At 43.1% G+C, this 18,154-nt stretch carries 18 protein-coding genes and 2 pseudogenes; 13 read left to right on the top strand and 7 right to left on the bottom strand.

Annotation, left to right across the window (positions count from 1 at the left end; translation table 11 throughout):
- Positions 1–161: 161 nt before the first annotated feature.
- The 12 genes from J7E85_RS25330 to J7E85_RS25275 all read left to right on the top strand — a co-directional run bounded on the left by J7E85_RS25330 (position 162) and on the right by J7E85_RS25275 (position 10,756).
- Positions 162–569 carry a GNAT family N-acetyltransferase gene (locus J7E85_RS25330; protein WP_215162779.1) on the top strand — a complete coding sequence of 136 codons (408 nt, stop codon included), beginning with the start codon at positions 162–164 and terminating at the stop codon, positions 567–569.
- Positions 570–804: 235 nt separating this feature from the next.
- Positions 805–1,104 carry a hypothetical protein gene (locus J7E85_RS25325; protein WP_215162778.1) on the top strand — a complete coding sequence of 100 codons (300 nt, stop codon included), beginning with the start codon at positions 805–807 and terminating at the stop codon, positions 1,102–1,104.
- A gap of 250 nt (positions 1,105–1,354) precedes the next feature.
- Positions 1,355–1,678, top strand: a complete 324-nt coding sequence (locus J7E85_RS25320) for an ArsR/SmtB family transcription factor (RefSeq protein WP_036638480.1) — start codon at positions 1,355–1,357, stop codon at positions 1,676–1,678.
- A gap of 120 nt (positions 1,679–1,798) precedes the next feature.
- A complete protein-coding gene (locus J7E85_RS25315) occupies positions 1,799–3,094 on the top strand; it encodes an arsenic transporter (RefSeq protein ID WP_215162777.1) in 1,296 nt (431 codons plus the stop codon).
- A 27-nt stretch (positions 3,095–3,121) separates the two neighbouring features.
- A complete protein-coding gene (gene arsC / locus J7E85_RS25310) occupies positions 3,122–3,541 on the top strand; it encodes an arsenate reductase (thioredoxin) (RefSeq protein ID WP_215162776.1) in 420 nt (139 codons plus the stop codon).
- Between the two features lie 62 nt (positions 3,542–3,603).
- Positions 3,604–3,963, top strand: a complete 360-nt coding sequence (arsD, locus tag J7E85_RS25305; protein ID WP_215162775.1) for an arsenite efflux transporter metallochaperone ArsD — start codon at positions 3,604–3,606, stop codon at positions 3,961–3,963.
- 23 nt (positions 3,964–3,986) lie between these two features.
- On the top strand, positions 3,987–5,750 hold the full coding sequence (arsA, locus tag J7E85_RS25300) for an arsenical pump-driving ATPase (protein WP_215162781.1): 1,764 nt from the start codon (positions 3,987–3,989) through the stop codon (positions 5,748–5,750).
- A gap of 42 nt (positions 5,751–5,792) precedes the next feature.
- Positions 5,793–6,077 (top strand): adhesin, encoded by a 285-nt coding sequence (locus J7E85_RS25295; protein WP_215162774.1) that lies wholly within the window; start codon positions 5,793–5,795, stop codon positions 6,075–6,077.
- Positions 6,078–6,103: 26 nt separating this feature from the next.
- Positions 6,104–6,538, top strand: coding sequence for a protein-tyrosine phosphatase family protein (locus J7E85_RS25290; protein WP_215162773.1), 435 nt, complete (start codon positions 6,104–6,106; stop codon positions 6,536–6,538).
- Between the two features lie 243 nt (positions 6,539–6,781).
- Positions 6,782–8,053 carry an MFS transporter gene (locus J7E85_RS25285; RefSeq protein WP_215162772.1) on the top strand — a complete coding sequence of 424 codons (1,272 nt, stop codon included), beginning with the start codon at positions 6,782–6,784 and terminating at the stop codon, positions 8,051–8,053.
- Positions 8,054–8,073: 20 nt separating this feature from the next.
- Positions 8,074–9,123, top strand: a complete 1,050-nt coding sequence (locus tag J7E85_RS25280) for a flavin-containing monooxygenase (protein WP_215162771.1) — start codon at positions 8,074–8,076, stop codon at positions 9,121–9,123.
- 658 nt (positions 9,124–9,781) lie between these two features.
- Positions 9,782–10,756, top strand: a complete 975-nt coding sequence (locus J7E85_RS25275; protein ID WP_215162770.1) for a tyrosine-type recombinase/integrase — start codon at positions 9,782–9,784, stop codon at positions 10,754–10,756.
- A 378-nt stretch (positions 10,757–11,134) separates the two neighbouring features.
- Here the strand turns inward: J7E85_RS25275 and xerS are convergent, their stop codons facing one another.
- The 6 genes and pseudogenes from xerS to J7E85_RS25245 form a co-directional block, all read right to left on the bottom strand.
- The gene (xerS, locus tag J7E85_RS25270; RefSeq protein WP_215162769.1) at positions 11,135–12,220 is read right to left on the bottom strand and encodes a tyrosine recombinase XerS; all 1,086 of its coding nucleotides are present in this window, start codon (positions 12,218–12,220) and stop codon (positions 11,135–11,137) included.
- Positions 12,221–12,535: 315 nt separating this feature from the next.
- Positions 12,536–12,718 (bottom strand): TetR-like C-terminal domain-containing protein, encoded by a 183-nt coding sequence (locus tag J7E85_RS25265; protein ID WP_215162768.1) that lies wholly within the window; start codon positions 12,716–12,718, stop codon positions 12,536–12,538.
- Between the two features lie 114 nt (positions 12,719–12,832).
- A complete protein-coding gene (locus tag J7E85_RS25260; RefSeq protein WP_215162767.1) occupies positions 12,833–13,237 on the bottom strand; it encodes a VOC family protein in 405 nt (134 codons plus the stop codon).
- Positions 13,238–13,907: 670 nt separating this feature from the next.
- Positions 13,908–14,192, bottom strand: a complete 285-nt coding sequence (locus tag J7E85_RS25255) for a DUF4183 domain-containing protein (RefSeq protein WP_215162780.1) — start codon at positions 14,190–14,192, stop codon at positions 13,908–13,910.
- Positions 14,193–14,321: 129 nt separating this feature from the next.
- Entirely contained in the window at positions 14,322–14,579 is a 258-nt protein-coding gene (locus tag J7E85_RS34925; RefSeq protein WP_215162766.1) for a DUF4183 domain-containing protein, read from the bottom strand.
- Positions 14,542–15,211: pseudogene (locus J7E85_RS25245) on the bottom strand (Type 1 glutamine amidotransferase-like domain-containing protein). The gene J7E85_RS34925 and the pseudogene J7E85_RS25245 overlap by 38 nt, the downstream one beginning before the upstream one ends.
- Positions 15,212–15,551: 340 nt before the next feature.
- On the opposite strand from J7E85_RS25245, the pseudogene J7E85_RS25240 reads away from it, so the two are divergent.
- Positions 15,552–16,554: pseudogene (locus J7E85_RS25240) on the top strand (IS256 family transposase).
- 422 nt (positions 16,555–16,976) lie between these two features.
- On the opposite strand, the gene J7E85_RS25235 reads toward J7E85_RS25240, so the two are convergent.
- Entirely contained in the window at positions 16,977–17,900 is a 924-nt protein-coding gene (locus J7E85_RS25235) for an alpha/beta hydrolase (protein ID WP_215162765.1), read from the bottom strand.
- Positions 17,901–18,154: the final 254 nt, after the last annotated feature.

Here is an 18,154-nt window from a genome sequence, read left to right as displayed (position 1 = left end):
ATCGTACCGAGGGAGTTCAATAGAAGACAAGAGGTGGCCGGTAACGAGATTGGCTGCCATTGTTCAACTTATGGGCAGGTTAGTTTAATGAATTCCACATTATCTAGGTAAGTGAACAGGTGTATAATAATGTAATTAAATAATGCAGAGGAGCAATTATAATGAGGATTATTGCTGCAACTGATTCGCACTATGAATATATTAAGGAACATGACCATCATATCTTAGAAAACTTAATATTACCGAAGATTAGGGGGAATGAGATCTATATTCTACAGAATAAAGAACATAGTATCATTGGCTGGATTCGGCACAGCTTTTTTTGGGACAACACACCCTTTATGAATATGATTTGGATTGATGATACATATCGAAATAAAGGATTAGGTAAGAAAGCAGTTCTTTTCTGGGAAGATGAAATGAAGAAGCAAGGTTTTAATTTGGTTATGACCTCCACATTAGCGAATGAAGGGGCTCAGCATCTTTATAGAAAATTAGGTTATCGAGATTCAGGGTGCTTAATACTTGAAGATGAGCCTTTGGAAATCTTACTTACTAAGAGCCTATGATTACATTAGTAGATATCGATTACGCTAACGTGAAACGATAAAACAACCTTCTAACTACTGGAAACGTTTTAATCAAGGGAGGTAGCTTGGAAACAACGCATTAATATTTTGTAACCGGAAGAATAAATGATATTTAAAGATGGAGGAATAGTTACCGTTTCTGGAGCAAGTCCATACCCAAGCTGAAACGGTATCCCAAGAAGGGAGCGTCCCATCCGGTGGAGGAGGTTGCAGGATGGAGCGCATCTTCATTCTACAATCGGTGAAAGCGATTGAAGGATATGTCCTGTGCAGTTGCATCGCTATAGGGTTGCTGCAGCTGATTACCGTCCTCTATTCGGGCCGGGTTCCAGGCTTGTTCTTTCGCTACTTGAGAACGCCCTCAAAGACGGTTGTTTCTGAAGCGACCGTGATGGCCTTTTTGCGCAACGTATATTTTTCGTATGTTCCCCAAAACCCACACTTATCCATAACGAAAATAATCCGTTCAAAGCACTACGCCTCTGATATTGACGCCGATTCACTGACTTCTTAGTGTTGAAGAACTTTTGACTGTCTAGCGATAATGCATAAAGATTTTATTACCGCATTCGTGGAAAACCTACTTGCGGTAAGAACGAAGTATCGTTCAAGCCATCCCAACTGCAGGTAGGTTGTAGTGTTGCTTAATGAGAAATTTTTGGGAGTTGAGTCTACACACTTGAAATCAAGCATTCTTTTGATTAATATATAAGCATTAAATTATATGGTTATGATGTTATCTTACAAGAATGGGGTGAATCTTATTGGAGCAGATGAACGAAATTGCTGAAAAGCTAAAACTGCTTGGAGATAAAACAAGGCTTACGATGTTAACGCTTCTAAAACAAAAAGAATGGTGTGTTTGCGAATTTGTAGATATTTTCGACATGTCCCAGCCAGCGATTAGCCAGCACTTAAGAAAGCTTAAGTCTCAGGGGATTGTAAATGAAGCCCGTCGTGGCCAATGGGTTTTTTATTCCTTGAATGTTGATGATAAGCCATATATCCAAGCCGTGTTAAATGAGATGCCAAGTGCTCAAGAAGTACTGTCATCCATGAATAAGGAAGTAAACTGTGCATGTGACTAACAGGAATATTTAGCATGTGGTTGAGTGATGCTAAATATGATCTCTGTTTTTTATATAAGGATATAGTTATATATTGATTATTGCCGTACTTAAGTCATCGTATAATTGGAGGTTTGAACATTGGTTTCTGTTGTCCTGGCTAGCATCATTTTTCTTGTTACATTGGTTTTTGTCATTTGGCAGCCTAAAAATCTATCCATTGGATGGTCTGCCTGCGGTGGTGCTGTACTGGCACTGCTTGTGGGAGTCGTTGACTTTCAGGATGTATGGGATGTCACCCAGATCGTATGGAATGCAACGCTCGCCTTTGTCGCGATCATTATCATTTCATTGATCTTGGATAAAATTGGGTTGTTCGAGTGGGCAGCCTTACATATGGCGAATGCTGCTCGAGGAAACGGTATCCGGATGTTTGTCTATGTATCCGTTCTTGGAGCTGTTGTCGCTGCTTTTTTCGCAAACGATGGTGCGGCTCTAATCTTAACTCCGATTGTGCTGGCCATGGTACGAGCGCTGAATTTTGACGAGAAGAAGGTATTTCCTTTTATCATCGCAAGTGGTTTTATTGCGGACACAACTTCGCTGCCGCTTGTGGTCAGTAACCTGGTGAATATTGTATCGGCCGATTTCTTCGGAATTACGTTTATCGAATACGCCAGTCGTATGATTGTTCCCAATTTGTTCGCGTTAGTAGCCAGTATCCTTGTGCTTTATTTGTTTTTCCGCAAAAGCATCCCGCGTAAGTTTGATGGGACGCAGCTTAAGCAACCTTCAACGGCAATTCAAGATCCTAAGATGTTCCGTTTATCATGGATCGTATTGAGCGTGCTGCTGATCGGTTACTTTGTGTGTGAATTTGTGGGTATCCCTGTGTCGATCGTAGCTGGCGTTATCGCGATATTCTTCCTGCTGATGGCGAGAAAAAGTCCGACTGTGCAAACCAAAGAAGTACTTCAAGGGGCTCCGTGGGCCATCGTATTTTTCTCGATCGGCATGTATGTCGTCGTATATGGTTTACGTAACGCGGGTCTTACGGATCTTCTGGCAAGTGTCATACAGAGCGTAGCGGATCAAGGACTGTTTGCTGCAACTATGGGGATGGGCTTCATAGCAGCGATTATTTCTTCCATCATGAACAATATGCCAACCGTCATGATCGATGCACTCGCAATTGATGCGACAAACACGTCGGAAGCCATTAAAGAGGCCTTAATTTATGCGAATGTGATTGGTTCCGATTTAGGTCCCAAAATTACACCGATTGGTTCACTGGCCACCTTGCTTTGGCTGCATGTCCTTTCGACTAAAGGCGTGAAGATCAGCTGGGGGACTTACTTTAAGACAGGGATTATATTGACCATCCCAACGTTATTTATAACCCTCTTAGGTTTATATATCTGGCTGACCATACTTTAATTCAAGTGATAAGGGAGAGAAACGAATATGAAAAAAAAGACACTTTACTTCTTATGCACAGGCAACTCTTGCCGCAGCCAAATGGCTGAAGGATGGGCCAAGAAACATCTGGGTGATGATTGGAATGTCTACAGCGCCGGCATCGAGGCTCATGGTCTAAACCCGAATGCAGTCAAAGCAATGAACGAGGTGGGGATCGATATTTCGAACCAAACTTCGGATATCATTGATCCGGAGTTGTTAAATCAATCCGACCTGGTAGTCACCCTGTGCGGTGATGCGGCCGATCGTTGTCCAATGACACCTCCGCATGTTCGCCGTGAGCACTGGGGATTTGACGATCCTGCCAAGGCTCAGGGGACCGATGAAGAAAAATGGGCTGTTTTCCAGCGCGTTCGCGATCAAATCGGCGAGCGTATTCAAAAGTTCGCTGAAACCGGCGAGTAATAAAATAGAATGGAGGAGCCGGGAACTTTTCTCGGCTTCCTTTATTACAGGAGGGATACGTCATGATATCCATTGAAATTTATGATCCGGCCATGTGCTGTTCTACAGGAGTATGTGGGCCAAGTGTGGACCCTGAATTGATTCGCGTATCAACCGTTGTCCATAATCTAAAAAGCAAGAACATCGATATTGCTCGTTATAACCTGGCAAGTGAGCCAGATGCGTTTATTACGAACTCTGTTGTCAATCAGCTGCTTACTGAACAAGGCCCGGATGTATTGCCGGTTGTTTTGTTGAACGGTCAAGTGACGAAAGCCCAAGGCTACCCCTCCATGGAGGAATGGTGTGCGTGGACTGGATTGGCAGAGACCGACTTGGTGAAAAAACCGAAAATGCGTATCGAGCTCAAAACGAAGCAATGACAAAAGGAAGTAGGTGCACAATGATGACTAGATCATTCCATCCTAATGATATTCCACTAACGCCCTATCTCTTTTTTACGGGTAAAGGCGGGGTAGGGAAGACCTCTACCGCGAGCGCGACTGCTATATCACTTGCAGATGCGGGTAAACGTGTTTTGCTAGTCAGTACAGACCCGGCGTCGAATCTGCAAGACGTATTTGGTATGACTATATCCAATCATCCTGTTCAGATTCAAGGAGTGCCTAACTTATATGCTGCCAACTTAGATCCGGAGACGGCAGCAAGTGAATATAAAGCTCAGGTCGTTGATCCCTACCGCGGCAAACTTCCGGATACCGTGATCGCTACCATGGAGGAACAACTTTCGGGTGCATGTACGGTTGAAATTGCGGCCTTTAATGAGTTCTCAACACTATTGACCGATCAAGAACTGAAAGCCGGCTTTGACCATATTCTTTTTGACACAGCCCCAACAGGGCATACACTCCGGTTGTTGCAACTTCCTAGCGCTTGGAGTGGATTTCTAGATGAAAGTACACACGGCGCTTCATGCTTAGGTCCATTAGCAGGCCTGGATTCGAAGAAGGAACTATATAGCAACGCACTGGCAACGCTGAATGATGAACAACAAACAACACTCGTGATGGTGACACGTCCAGATCGTTCACCGCTGTTGGAAGCTGCCCGTGCTTCATCCGAATTAAGAGAGACGGGAATGAATAATCAGATTCTTGTTATGAACGGCACTTTTGTTCTTCATTCGAACCCAGATCCCATTTCAGAAGTGTTCTATAAACGCCAGCTGACCGCGTTAAATGATATGCCGGAGGCTCTAAAGACCGTGCCCCATTATGAGATCCCTTTAGTACCATATAACCTAACGGGACTATCTCATTTGCGTCAGCTATTTTCACCCATAGAACAAACATTAAGCCTTGAATACGAGGAACAGATTTCAGCACCACCATTAAGCACACTCATCCGTGACATATCTTCATCCGGAGTACGTGTTGTATTTACGATGGGAAAAGGCGGGGTAGGAAAGACAACAATCGCATCGGCCATTGCCACGGGCTTAGCTGAACAGGGACATCGAGTACATCTGAGCACAACCGATCCCGCCGCACATCTTAACCACATTTTAGATGAGGAAGGAAACAACCATTTATCGGTGAGCCGAATTGATCCGAGGGTAGAACTGGAAAAGTACCGTAATGAAGTAATGAGCCAAAATGCCGATTCCTTAGATGAAGATGGCCTTGCTTATTTGGAAGAGGACTTACGCTCTCCTTGTACAGAGGAAATTGCTGTCTTCAGAGCATTTGCAGAGTTGGTTGAGCGGTCACAGGATGAGATTGTAGTGATTGATACGGCTCCAACGGGACATACGCTGCTGCTTTTGGACGCAACGCAAGAGTACCATAAGGAAATTGAACGTTCTTCTGGAGCCATTCCTGATTCGGTGAAGCATCTTCTGCCCCGCCTGCGAAATTCTGAGGAGACCAGCGTAGTTATTGTTACTTTGGCAGAGGCCACGCCTTTTTACGAGGCTTCCCGATTGAACGAGGACTTGAAGCGAGCAAATATCCCTACGAAATGGTGGGCGATCAATCAGAGCTTCGCTGCAACGCAGACAACCGATCCGGTATTACGGGGTCGTGCGAGTTCGGAGGCACAATGGATCTCAGAGATTAAAGAAGCATCGGCAAACCACAGCGTGATTATTCCGTGGGAACCGGAGGAGATAAAGGGATACGATCGGCTCAAAAAACTGGCGGAGAAGTAATGACAGATAAGATTCTACTTATAGAAGTGAGGAGTGATCGTCATGATCATTACGGATGGGGCTAAAGCATACATCGAAGAGATGATGAAAGAAGCTGGGACAACAACGTTAAGATTCTTTAATGCAGGAGCTGGGTGCTGCGGACCAAGTTATCAGCTGTCGCTGGATAAAGCTCAGGAAAATGACATTGTCGAGCGTATAAATCATATAGAAGTGGCTCTCGATCCAACGATTGCCGACATTGTTAGGAATGTTACATTAGATATTGACCAGGATGAAGAAGGTCCTGCATTAATCGTCAGTGGCGGCAGTAGCAGCTGCTGCTAGTGCGAAAATAGGAGGCAACGAAGAACATGGAGAAGAAATATCATGCACTACATGAAGATAAGATTTATATGGGCGGAGCTGCTGATGTCGAAGAAATAGTTAGACAGGAAGGTGTCCGAGTTGTGGTGGACCTTCGAGAAGAAGCCACGGAGTGCGCATCCACAGATGCCAACGTGAAATGGGTTAAGATCCCCTTGGGCGACAATGCAACGGAGAGCGAGGAAGTTTTATTTAAAAAGGCGATCGATGAAGTAGTAAGTGCCTATCACAATGGCCAAAAAGTTGCTTTTCATTGTGGGGGAGGTAAAGGAAGAACAGGAACCGTCGCCATTGGAACATTGCTCGCCCTAGGAGAGGCCCAAACCATTGCCGAAGCTGAGGAAAAGGCCAAGAGCATTCGCAACATGATTCAAATAAAGCCGACGCAAAGAGAATCCCTTGAAAAGATATTTGAAGCATAGTTTGTGATAGCTAGCCACCTGCTCACAGGTGGCTATTTAAATGGATGCATTTTAAAATTAAAACTTGCAAAATACAAATATCTGAGTTATAACTGATCTAAGGTTAGATGCATTCAAAGTGAGTTTGTTTTATTTTTAGTACACTTGGAAGTGGACTATGGGTGTATTCTATGAGTTATTACTTGCAATTTACAAATAATTTGGAGGTTGATTATTGATGGTTGGGTCAAATGCACTTGCTCCATGGATAAAAATCAAAGAGGGAGGATGGTGAATCGAAGCACAGCTGAGAAAAACATGATCATTGCTGCCTTCATCACAGCAGTTAGTTTATTTGGAGACGCCATGTTATATGCCGTGTTGCCGGTAAACAGTGAGGAATTCGGGTTAACAGCCCTTTGGCAGATTGGTGCTTTATTATCGATCAATCGGTTTGTTCGTATACCGATACATCCACTCATTGGTTGGTTCTATACACGATATCCGGTTCGAAATGGTCTATTCATCGCCATCTGCTTAACGATCGTTTCTACATTTGCTTATGGTTACTTTAATGAGTTTATCGCGCTCTTGATCGCTAGATGTGTGTGGGGAGTGGCATGGGCTTTCATTAAACAAGCCGGGCAGTTATTAGTGGTTGAAGCTGTTACGGAGAGCAAGCAGCCAGGAAAACTAACAGGTTTGTTTAATGGGATTGCCGGTGCTGGTGTCGTTATCGGAATGGTTGTAGGTTCCTTATTATCTGAAAGCTTTGATACTTCATCGGTGTTAACCGGTTTTGCAATCATCAGTGTCTTAACTTTTCCGCTTTTGCTACCTATCAAAACAAGCAGTCGAGGTGTAGTGCAGCATGTAGAGAACAAAAATTCGAAAGTACTCATGCTCATGTTTAAGGATCAACGTTTCATCATTCTACTACTAACCGGATTTGTGATTTCTTTATTATTCCAAGGGTACGTAAAATCGACACTAAGCTACTGGATAGAAATGCGGGATTTTAGTGCCTTATCTTTATTAAGTTCGATTAGTGCTGCAACGTTAACAGGGATATTACTCACCCTCAAATTAGCTGCGGATCCTTTCCTTGGTTATTGGGTTGGAAGGTTTAGTGATATCAGGCAGTCGAGAACAGAATGGTTAACGGGAAGTATCATGGCGGTGGGTATTCTTTTTGTCATTATAGCATTCAATCTCCATACTGTTTTTTGGCTCTCGACGCTGATCCTATTACTTCTCGTTTCTTCAATCGTAACTACATTATTAGATGCTGATGCTGCTCAATATGCAGCTGATTCATCCAATAAACATTACGTCGTATCTTCGTATTCCATGACGGTTGATATAGGTGCTGCATTAGGTCCATTTCTGGGTTTCACACTGCTCTCTGTCATTGGAGACACCGCAATGAATGTTGGAGCTGCTCTATTGTTAGTTTTGTGTGGATTCGTATTGCTTCGAGTGAAGAAAAGGGATCGAAAAAATGAATTCCTAATTGATGTCGATAACCATACATAACGTGAGAGGAGAGAATGACAATGAATCATGTTTTAGATGTCCTAGTCATTGGTGGCGGGCAATCGGGATTAGCATCAGGGTACCACCTGAAACAAAGAGGGTTATCCTTTTTAATTTTGGAAGCGAGTGGGGAAGCTGCAGGTTCGTGGCCGAATTACTACGATAGTTTAAAGCTGTTTTCGCCAGCTAAATATTCATCCCTTCCTGGACTATCCATCCCGTCTCCAGGTGACCGATACCCCAATCGAGATGAAGTCGTTCAGTACTTAAAAAACTACGCTTCTCATTTTCAATTACCGATTGCCTTTCATCAACGTGTTGAGCAAGTTTCTAAAGAATCAGGTGTTTTTCAAGTTCGTACGACTACGGGAGAAACATATACTGCACGCAACGTGATCTGCGCTACCGGTTCTTTTAACAAGCCATATATCCCATCGATCTCGGGTCAGGAAGATTTCAAAGGTACTATCATTCATTCCGCCTTTTATAAGACACCGGACCCCTTTAGTGATCAATCTGTTATCGTTGTTGGCAGGGGAAACTCAGCCGTACAAATCGCGATGGAGTTAGCAGATAAAGCCCATACCACGTTAGCTGTTCGTGAGCCGGTCTCGCTTGTTCCGCAGCGTTTTCTAGGAAAGGATATTCATTTTTGGTTTATTATCACCGGTATCGATTCCCGCTGGCCGATAGGGAAGTCATTAGCCAACGCATCTTCCGTCATGGACCTGGATGGGTACAAACAAAGGTTGAAGGATGGCAATCCAAAGCAAAAGATCATGTTTACATCGTTTTATAGAGATGGGGTGATTTGGCCAGATGGTTCAAAAGAGAAGGTGGATAGTGTTATTTTTGCAACTGGGTTTCGTTCCAATCTTTCCTTTATCAAAGAACTAGGAGGACTTGATGCTAAGGGAGATCCTTTACAAGACCGAGGCGTAAGTATGGTAGTACCCGGTCTATATTATGTCGGCCTTTCCGGGCAGCGATCCTTTGCTTCAGCGACCCTTCGTGGTGTTGGTCCTGATGCAAAGTATGTTGTGAAACAAATTCAGAAAAGTGCTAAGTGAACTTATATAACAGGTTGGCAAGTAACATAAGGAAAGAGATTCAAATGGAATTTCATATGATTAATTCTTATCCTTATATCCAGCATTCAAACAAACGTCGGGAAGAAGAAGTGAAAGAGAAGTAGCAGTTCTAACAGACGAACCATTTTTCTATTTGCGGAAAAAGAAAATCGTATTGAACTATAATATACTAAAAAAGTAAGAGAAATTTATGATGTAAAATGTCCCTTAGACAAACACAAGAAACGTCACATTTACCGATGAGACTCGCCCTAACAAATGGCAGCCTTGATGACAAACTGGCAGATGAAAAGTATCTTAGAGAAGCTTAAGATATTATCGACAATTAAGCGATACGTTGATCATTTGTTTCAGTCATAGAGAAGGAATGCCACTTTTGTGTCAATTAAGTTTCCTGATTTATGTCATTAGACATCGGTAGGAATGGTTAAATAAAATGCCCCTTTGAGGGGCTAGCCTGAAAACGTCCGCGGTTGGCAGACTTTCAGTGCTCCAAATAGGCGCTTGCTAGTACCTTTTACAATATGAAAAGTAGCCATATTGTCGCAAATGGCACAAAGGATACAATTTACTTCACAAAATAACTGTTTCGTGAACTAAAATTTAATATTATAATTAACAAAAGGAGGTTATATATATGTCCCAACACAATATTGATGTTTTAATCGATTCTTTTACGGTGTACCTAGAGGTTAACAGAAATTATTCTAAGGGAACAGTCGAAATTTACAACCATGCTATCTTAAGACTTTCCTCCTGGCTCAAAGAAACTAAAAATATTACATACATAGATGAAATTTCAGCAAATGATATTCAAATGTACTTAGGGACACTAAGGCATCCCAAAATCGTTAAAGACACAAACAAAAAACATCCACAAGCAGGCACAATCTATGCTGCTACAACAAGGGCAAGAATCATATCAGCAATAAAGCAATTTTTTAAATGGGCAGTTAAACAACATTATCTTCAGTACGACGTATCGCAGTACATAGAGAACCCCAAACTTGGAGATCGCCTCCCCAAAAGCCTCACATTGCAAGACGCTATGAAATTTGAAGAATTCACCGCAAAACGCAACTTCAGTGAAAGGGACTCATTAATAACTACACTTTTTCTATTATTAGGACTTCGGGTCTCGGAACTTGTAAGCATTAATTTAGAGAATTTTAATGAAGATGATGGGTCGCTAACAATTATAGGTAAAGGGAATAAGGAAAGAAAACTCGTATTAACACCAAAAATCCTACGAGCGCTTGAAATTTATAAACCGGCTAGACAAGCGATCCTTGAAAAGCGTAACAGAGTAGAGGAAGCAGCTTTATTTATATCTCAAAAACAAGGAAAAAGATTAACAAGAAGAGCCGTGGGATTAATCATTGAGTCCATTGCAAGTGAAGCCGGAGTAAAAGCAAACAACCAGAAAGTTACACCTCATAAGTTGAGACATACTTGCGCAACAGTATTATACAATGACGGTGAGGGAGCAGATTTATTAGCAATCGCGGATTTACTTGGACACGCGGATCCTAAGACAGCTACGATATATACAAAGGTCAATATAGAGAAAATGCGAAAAATTGTAACTTCAAACCCTTTAGAATTAACTTAAAGGGAGTGACACAAATCCCCCCTCGTATAAGGCATTTGTGACACAAATCTCCCCCTGTAAATGGCGGTAATTAGAGGCTGTGACACAAATCTCCCATTATAATCGGCGGAATAATACAAAACTAACCCAGTGAATATAAATTGGAATGATATTATAATTTTATTATAGGAGTAATAGTCAAATAAATGATATTATATTCTGTACGCAATAAATGAGGGGAAGTTTGTGTCAATTATAAGAGGAGGTTTGTGTCAATTAACACATAAAACGGAAATCTCTAATATAAACAAGATGATATCAGATTTTTTGACATATGTACAAAATACGAGTTTTGTGTAAAAGTGTTAGTGAAACCACCGTGCAACGGCCATTTTTACATCAATCGTATAATTTCATCTTATCCATATTATTGACGGCTTTTCTCATCTCTTCATCTGTTAAATGCGTGTAAATCATCGTTGTCTGAATCGACGAATGTCCCAGCTGATTCTTCAGCTTCGGCACGTCGTTGTTCTCACGATGATAACGTGTTGCAAATGAGTGTCTCAAGGAATGCACCGTCAATGCCGGCTTACCAAACGCTGCAGCGTATTTTTCAATCAGCTTTTCGATCGACCTTGGCGTCAACCGCCGGCTTTGGCCTTTGCGTCCGATCGGCGCTGCTATAAACAGGTAATTTTCCGATTTTTCCGGTTTATACCTAGCTTCACGGATCTTCAAATAGCTCTCCAGGTCCAACAATGCTTGCTGGCTAAAGTATACATATTGCTCTTTATTGCCTTTACGCAGCACACGCACTTGGCCTTTGTTCATATCCAAATCCTCGATGTTAATTCCCGCTACTTCAGATAAACGCAGTCCGGAGCCGAGAATTAGCGAAACGATCGCCGTATCCCGTTCCCGGTTAAATTCATGAAAGCGCTGTAAACGTTTATTGGTTTTATGGAGTTCCCCAAAATCATGAGCCACAAACTGACGGAACTTCTCGAGATCGTCTTCCCGCAAAATTTTGCCTTCAATTCGGTAAGCGATCGTTTCCTGGCTTTCCTTAATTGGATTAAAGTCGATTTTGGCCATGACATTACGCTGAATATATGGCTTAAGATCCGGAGTTTCGGCCTTGTTTTGAAGATAATCAAACAGCGATTTTAATGCAGACAACTTCCGGTTGATCGTATATTTGTTGTTATCCAATTGATATTCCAAATAATACAGAAAATTTTCGACTTCTCGGACGGTCAGCGATTCGAGTACGGACATTTCAATGTTTTTGCGATCATGGATGTTCGATTTAACTGATACAAGCCAATCAAAAAAGATGAGGTAATCGTGACAGTAGTTCAGCAGCGTCGTATGCGACAGTTTGCGTTTTCGGCCATCGATGTATTCGGTCACGTACCACGGGAGCTCAGCACTCTTGGCTTCCACGCGTTTCATATAATGCAGCTTCGCAATTTTATCCACTTATTGCCAACCTCCCTTGTTTCCAGAGTAACTTATTTATAATTATTCGTCAAATTATTATTTTACGTAATAATATTCGCTGGTCCGAAGCAACATCCTGCGCGCAATGGATTCAATCCACCGCTGTGTCCTTGTTTCCGTTATCCTCGATTGTATCTGGTGTAACTTCGTTAGTCTTACCCCAACGGCGTCGATACCACTGCACTACGGAAGTCCGTTCGTAGGGGCGCTTGCAGGCACAGCGTTCTCATGGGCTCAATTGTCTTGAACGTCCACATCAAGCCCAGCTTGACGGATTACGTTCATAAGGTATGTTCACATCTCATCGGAATCCGGTTCCCCCGGCTGCATTAGCAGCCGATGCAGCACCGCTCCGACCATCATGTCAACGAGAACTGCACAGTCCACATCGTCGGCAAGCCATCCCTCTTGCTTTGCTCGTTCCAGCACAGCAATCGCTCGATTTCTGCGGGGAGCCCCGAATGTCCTCCAGTACACACTAAGTGGCGCATATTTTTACAACAGCAGCCGGCAAGTAATTGGCTGCTGTTGTTGTGATTTTGTTGAACGTCAATTATTTTGTGGGATGGTGTTCGGTTATGTCCTCAAGAGTCACCCCCTACCGCTGAACCGTTTGATCGCTTCCTCAGTCACCGGCTGGAAGAGGTTAATGAGGTTGCCGTCGGGATCACGGAACAACACAGCACGGTTCCCCCACGGCATCGTGGTCGGTTCCTTTACCCACTCGTCGACAAACGGCTTCAAGCGCTCGTATTCGGTATCGACATCGTGGACGCGAAACTCGAGGATGACAGTGCGATTGTCGGCCGCCACTGCGGAACCAATGCCGAACAGTGGCACCGTCTGGGAGTGACCGATCGCCAGGGTGCACGATGGCACAACGAGTTCGGCAAAGGCAGCCGCAGGACGTTCCGCCGAAACACCCATGACTTTCTCATAGAACTCAACAAGACGATCCACATCTTCGGTAATGATACGTACAGAAGCAAAATTCATAAAATACCATCCTTCCTACCTTCCTATAATAAATGATACAGTACCATATCATTTTTTGGGCAAGAACAAGCTCTCCACCCCAGATGTTTACTTAATCGATAATAAAATAACGCTACTGACAACAGTATGTCAGTAGCGTTTTAACATTTTCGGGTATTCTCTCTGCTAATGTTGATACCGCCCCGTTGTCGCATGCACCTGTTTTCGATGCGGGCCCCAATTCATCCACCTGCAGACCGCTCTCTTTCAGACGTCAGGCCAATGATTGCCATTCCGCTTGACATGGAATTGCACTCGTCCTATCACCGGTACCACCCTAAAATTCCCCGTGTTGCTGCCATCTCTGACTCTCTAGTATGAATTTTTTTACTCATAAATTAATAGATCCAGGATTATATTTGAACTGCAGTCACATCCATCTCCTTTCGTGGTGTGCTCATGAGGTGATCGTAGAAGAAAAAACAGCATTTGATTATGCGCGGACCAAGTTCTTGTCCATTACGGTAATAGGTACAAGTTCTTGTCCTTGGCTCGCAAAAGCCGCTAAAATAGCGACTTGGTCGTAATGTATTTTAATGGTATATGGAACTATATATTACCTTTTGGTTTTCATAGAAAGACCTGCTCTGGTTTTTAAACGAGCAGGTCTTTCTTTGAAAACCAACATGAATTAAGAGACAACGAATTGAACTATAAGTGGAGTTCCGGGATCTAACGCATCGCCTCCAGGGATGGTAATCGTAGTTGTTGTAACAGAAGAAACGTCTGCTGTTTGCATCAATCCATTCACATAAAGGTTGTAATAGTTGAACGTACTCGGAAATACCGTGGCAGCTGTTCCTGCATCATTGGTAAACGCTGTTGCTGCAATTGCAAACGTTGCTCCTGTTCCCGTTCCAGCACCAGCTGTAGAAGTGAATCTTCTACTATTTTGATACGGTGGTACTATTGGCATTTTCATCGCCTCCCTTCTTTCTTGAGAATCATACAGATTTTCAAGCAAAAACTTAGAAAACATGCCTGATCCTCTTGTACAATAAATGCAGTGGGTTCGAGAGAGGTGAGGGCATTCTTTTAAAAATTACTAAACAGTAACATTTGCCTTTAGCAGTACTACTTCTAAAACGATAGGAGTTCCCGCATAGATTGTCGTGCTTTGTGCCGGAAATAATAAGCTGGTAGGATTTACATCATACGAATTACCCGGCTGAAGAATTCCATTTATATAAAGATTGTTAAAACTATTTAGGTCGAATGCAGAGAAATCCGCAACTGGGGCTTCCCAGATCGTTGGTGAAAAGATTTCAGGGCGAAAAATGTTTCCAATTCCCTTCGGAGACAATTTCGACCGCTCCGTCGATCACTTTGATGGCGGTCTGATCATCAATCGCATACGTCTGCCCTTGCATCCCAGCGGCCCCATCTCTCTGCAGCAGTCATGTTGTTTTCAGGCAGCATCTCGTGGTCCAGATGCGGAAATATTGCAAAATTAACCAGACTCAGCGTTTCATCGCCACCGGTGGGTGGAGTCCAGCCAACGAAGAATTCCCCGATGTTAGGTGCCATCACCATACTCCCGGCGCTCAGTCCCACATAAACTGCCTGCAGAGACGGCAAGAGGTCTGCCAGTCCGGACTGCCGCATCCAGTAGCACAGGTAGAGGGCGTCGCCGCCCGCAACCAGCAGGACGTCCGTCTCCCGGACTAGCGGCACCCAGCGGTCTTTGTCGATGCTTGGCAGCGCTGTGAGCTCCAGCACGCCGACGGACTTCCAGCCCAGGTCCACCATGGGATTCTCGGAATTCCCGCTGATGAACTGCCAGGCTTTGACGCCGGGGCCTACCCAGGGGTGTCCGTACATCGCGGTGGGGATGCAGAGGGCGTTGGAGTCGGCGATCGGCTTACCCAGCATGTCAACTAGCGAGTCGTGTATGCTTTTGTTATTAATGCCTGCAGATGTGAGCAATAATTTCATAACTTCACTCCTTTGTGTGCGTCTGTCGTTTATTCTTTTAGGCTTTAGAGGGGGTGTCTACATAAACTACAATATAGTACATTTCAGTTCGGATTGTTTCTTACAGATTGCTAATCTAATCTCCCCGTTAGCTTAATGAGAGAGCGTAAAATATTTTGTGTAAATAGATAACATAACAAAAGGAAGACCTTTTCTTGTAGAATGAAGTCACCACAACCAACTCCCAAGAAAGAGGTCTTCCCTATGAATCGTCTGTTAGAAACCGAACTAACCGCATTTTTAGATTATGAAAAGTATGACCGTATTGGTGTGAACTCAGGAAACTCCCGAAACAGCAGCTATAGAACGCACACTACACACCGAATACGGAGATCTAAAGATCACCATTCCTAGAGATCGCAACGGAGAGTTTAAACAGCAAACCGTCGCTCCGTACAAACGATCCAATGACACGCTGGAGTCCTTCGTCATTCACATGTTTCAGAAAGGTGTTACAATGACGGAGATTGCTGACCTCATTGAGAAAATGTATGGACATTCACTACACTCCGCAGACCGTATCCAACATGACAAAAGCGATGGTCGAACACGTCGATGCCTTCACTAAACGTACGCTAGCTAAGCGTTATGTTTGTGTGTACATCGATGCTACATATGTTGCTGTGAAACGAGAAACAGTTCCCAAAGAAGCTGTTTATCTTGCTGTTGGTATTCGTGAGGATGGCTCAAAAGAGGTATTAGCGTACACAATTGCTCCTACGGAGTCAGCTTTCATGTGGAATGAACTGCTTCAGGACGTTAAGGCACGGGGCGCCGAAGAGGTTCTGCTCTTCATCTCGGATGGTTTAAAGGGCATCGTATCTGCCATTGAACAGGTTTATCCTCGAGCGAAATCTCAATCCTGCTGCGTTCATGTCGCACGCAGCATTGCCCATAAAGTACGTGTATCCGATCGACTTGAGATATGCAATGACTTCAAATCCGTGTACCGTGCTGAAAGCGAAGAACAAGGAAAGGCTGCCCTAGAAGATTTCTGTACCAAGTGGAAGTCTAGCTATCCCAAGGTTGTGAAATCTCTACAGGAAAACCCCTATATCTTCACGTTCTACAGCTTTCCAAAACCCATCTGGAGAAGCATTTACTCTACAAATCTCATTGAGTCGTTCAACAAGCAAATTAAGAAATACACCAAGCGCAAAGAGCAGTTCCCACACGAAGAAGCTTTGGGAAAATTCTTAGTTGCTCAGTTTGAGAGCTATAACCAACGCTTTGCAACGCGTTGCCACATCGGCTTTGATCAAGCACGTGCTGAACTACAGGCTATGTTCACAACCACGGACTAAACAGAGGCTTCTACAAGACAAGGATATCTCCATTTACACATAATTCTTGACGCTACCCTTAATGAACTAGAGCAGTGAAAGGTAGTTAAATGCTTATCTAATCGGTAATAAGACTATGTTCTTGTCCTTTACGGCAATGGGTACAAGTTCTTGTCCTTTTTATGAAAATGGTGCTACAACAAACCGTGCCTCGAACGTTTAATACAACCATTCTTTTTCATAGATGGCATTGTTTTAGCCTCTATAATCTTAGATTAAAAATTGCCTGTCGGAATTATGCATTTGTTATGAAATACTTGCTTCGTTTCTTTTTTCGACTACCTTTTCTATGAAATATCAAAAATACAAATTCAATAGGATACAAGAGAAAATGCCGACCAGCACTGACGCCTCAGATTAAACACCCTCATTTTGAGTTTACTTTAATTAAATTCCTGTTTAACAAAGTCAATGAGCTTGGACTTTAATGCATCACCGTGCTCTCCCTTATGGTACATATCTGTTCCATGATAACCACTCTCATCCACAATTAGCTCTTTATCAGTTGCTCCGGATGTTTGATATAATTTGCGCACTTCTTTTTCAATCGAGCCTCCATAATCACCAGGTGAAAAAACAAACAGGGATGGCGCTTTAATCTTTTTGACACTTGGAATTGCATCATGGGGCCCACATTGTGCAGGAGAAGAAAGAATGATTAGCCCCTCAATAGGCAGCTCTTGACGAACGCCTGCAATGATTGCTGTTGTACCGCCACATGATGCTCCTGCCAAAAATATTTTTTTTGCACCCAATCTTTTGAGTTCGCTTAAGGCTGCATCTGCATCACGATCTATAGGTTGAAGATCCTCTTGGGTATTCTGTGAGGCACCGTGATTACGATATTCAGGAATAACGACTAGATATCCGCTATCTGCCAGTTCAGTTCCCATGTCAAGAAAAGAGCAAATGTTATAGCCTTGCTCGTGTGCAAGCAGGACTCCTTTATTTCCGCTACCAAGCACAAGCGCTGACAGATACACCCCATCACTGGTTGTCAATGTAGTTGCTTTATCGCGTAACTCATCTGGAACACAACTATTCACAAGATGCCCGTTAGAAGACGTCACGGTTCGATCCGGCCAGGCAGGATCATACTCAACCGTTGGGGTTGATGGTATGTTCGTCACTTCAGCAAGTGGTGTTTCATTCCCGGTCTCGGTTGTGGGGGATGTATTTTGAGGTAGATCAGTTGAAGAATGATCTTCATTTGACGATACAGGCATTTTTGCGGAGCATCCTGTAATGGTTACTAACAAAATGAGCAAGACAAGTACCATTTTTGTTTCTTTAAAAGATACGATCATAGATTTTCCATACCTCCAACTTTCACTGAATTTACAACAGAGTGTTCTATTATCACTTTGAATTAACGTCTGGTTGTACTTTGATTAGTTTTTTTCTTGGAATCCTCTGCTTTTGTCACTTGTATTGGGGGATCGACACCGTTTAGTTTCATATATTTAATATAGTCCAGAGATATCATCATTTATTGAACAAATTGTCAACAAATTGTCTCCGAGTTTCAATCAGTTAGATATGGGTCTGTCAATAATTTTGT

The sequence above is a fragment of the Paenibacillus sp. ISL-20 genome (assembly GCF_018613005.1).
In the GTDB taxonomy this organism is placed as follows: domain Bacteria; phylum Bacillota; class Bacilli; order Paenibacillales; family Paenibacillaceae; genus Paenibacillus_AQ.
The sequence above is the reverse complement of the archived record's forward strand: the minus strand, read 5'-3'. Positions and strand labels throughout refer to the sequence as shown.

Excerpts from the sequence above, each read along its gene's own strand:
- J7E85_RS25285 (WP_215162772.1), top strand. The coding sequence starts at position 6,782 with ATGGATAAAAATCAAAGAGGGAGGATGGTGAATCGAAGCACAGCTGAG.
- J7E85_RS25295 (WP_215162774.1), top strand. The coding sequence starts at position 5,793 with ATGATCATTACGGATGGGGCTAAAGCATACATCGAAGAGATGATGAAA.
- J7E85_RS25235 (WP_215162765.1), bottom strand. The coding sequence starts at position 17,900 with ATGATCGTATCTTTTAAAGAAACAAAAATGGTACTTGTCTTGCTCATT.
- arsA (WP_215162781.1), top strand. The coding sequence starts at position 3,987 with ATGACTAGATCATTCCATCCTAATGATATTCCACTAACGCCCTATCTC.
- J7E85_RS25275 (WP_215162770.1), top strand. The coding sequence starts at position 9,782 with ATGTCCCAACACAATATTGATGTTTTAATCGATTCTTTTACGGTGTAC.
- J7E85_RS25290 (WP_215162773.1), top strand. The coding sequence starts at position 6,104 with ATGGAGAAGAAATATCATGCACTACATGAAGATAAGATTTATATGGGC.
- arsD (WP_215162775.1), top strand. The coding sequence starts at position 3,604 with ATGATATCCATTGAAATTTATGATCCGGCCATGTGCTGTTCTACAGGA.
- J7E85_RS25255 (WP_215162780.1), bottom strand. The coding sequence starts at position 14,192 with ATGCCAATAGTACCACCGTATCAAAATAGTAGAAGATTCACTTCTACA.
- J7E85_RS25325 (WP_215162778.1), top strand. The coding sequence starts at position 805 with ATGGAGCGCATCTTCATTCTACAATCGGTGAAAGCGATTGAAGGATAT.
- J7E85_RS25330 (WP_215162779.1), top strand. The coding sequence starts at position 162 with ATGAGGATTATTGCTGCAACTGATTCGCACTATGAATATATTAAGGAA.
- J7E85_RS25260 (WP_215162767.1), bottom strand. The coding sequence starts at position 13,237 with ATGAATTTTGCTTCTGTACGTATCATTACCGAAGATGTGGATCGTCTT.
- J7E85_RS25280 (WP_215162771.1), top strand. The coding sequence starts at position 8,074 with ATGAATCATGTTTTAGATGTCCTAGTCATTGGTGGCGGGCAATCGGGA.
- arsC (WP_215162776.1), top strand. The coding sequence starts at position 3,122 with ATGAAAAAAAAGACACTTTACTTCTTATGCACAGGCAACTCTTGCCGC.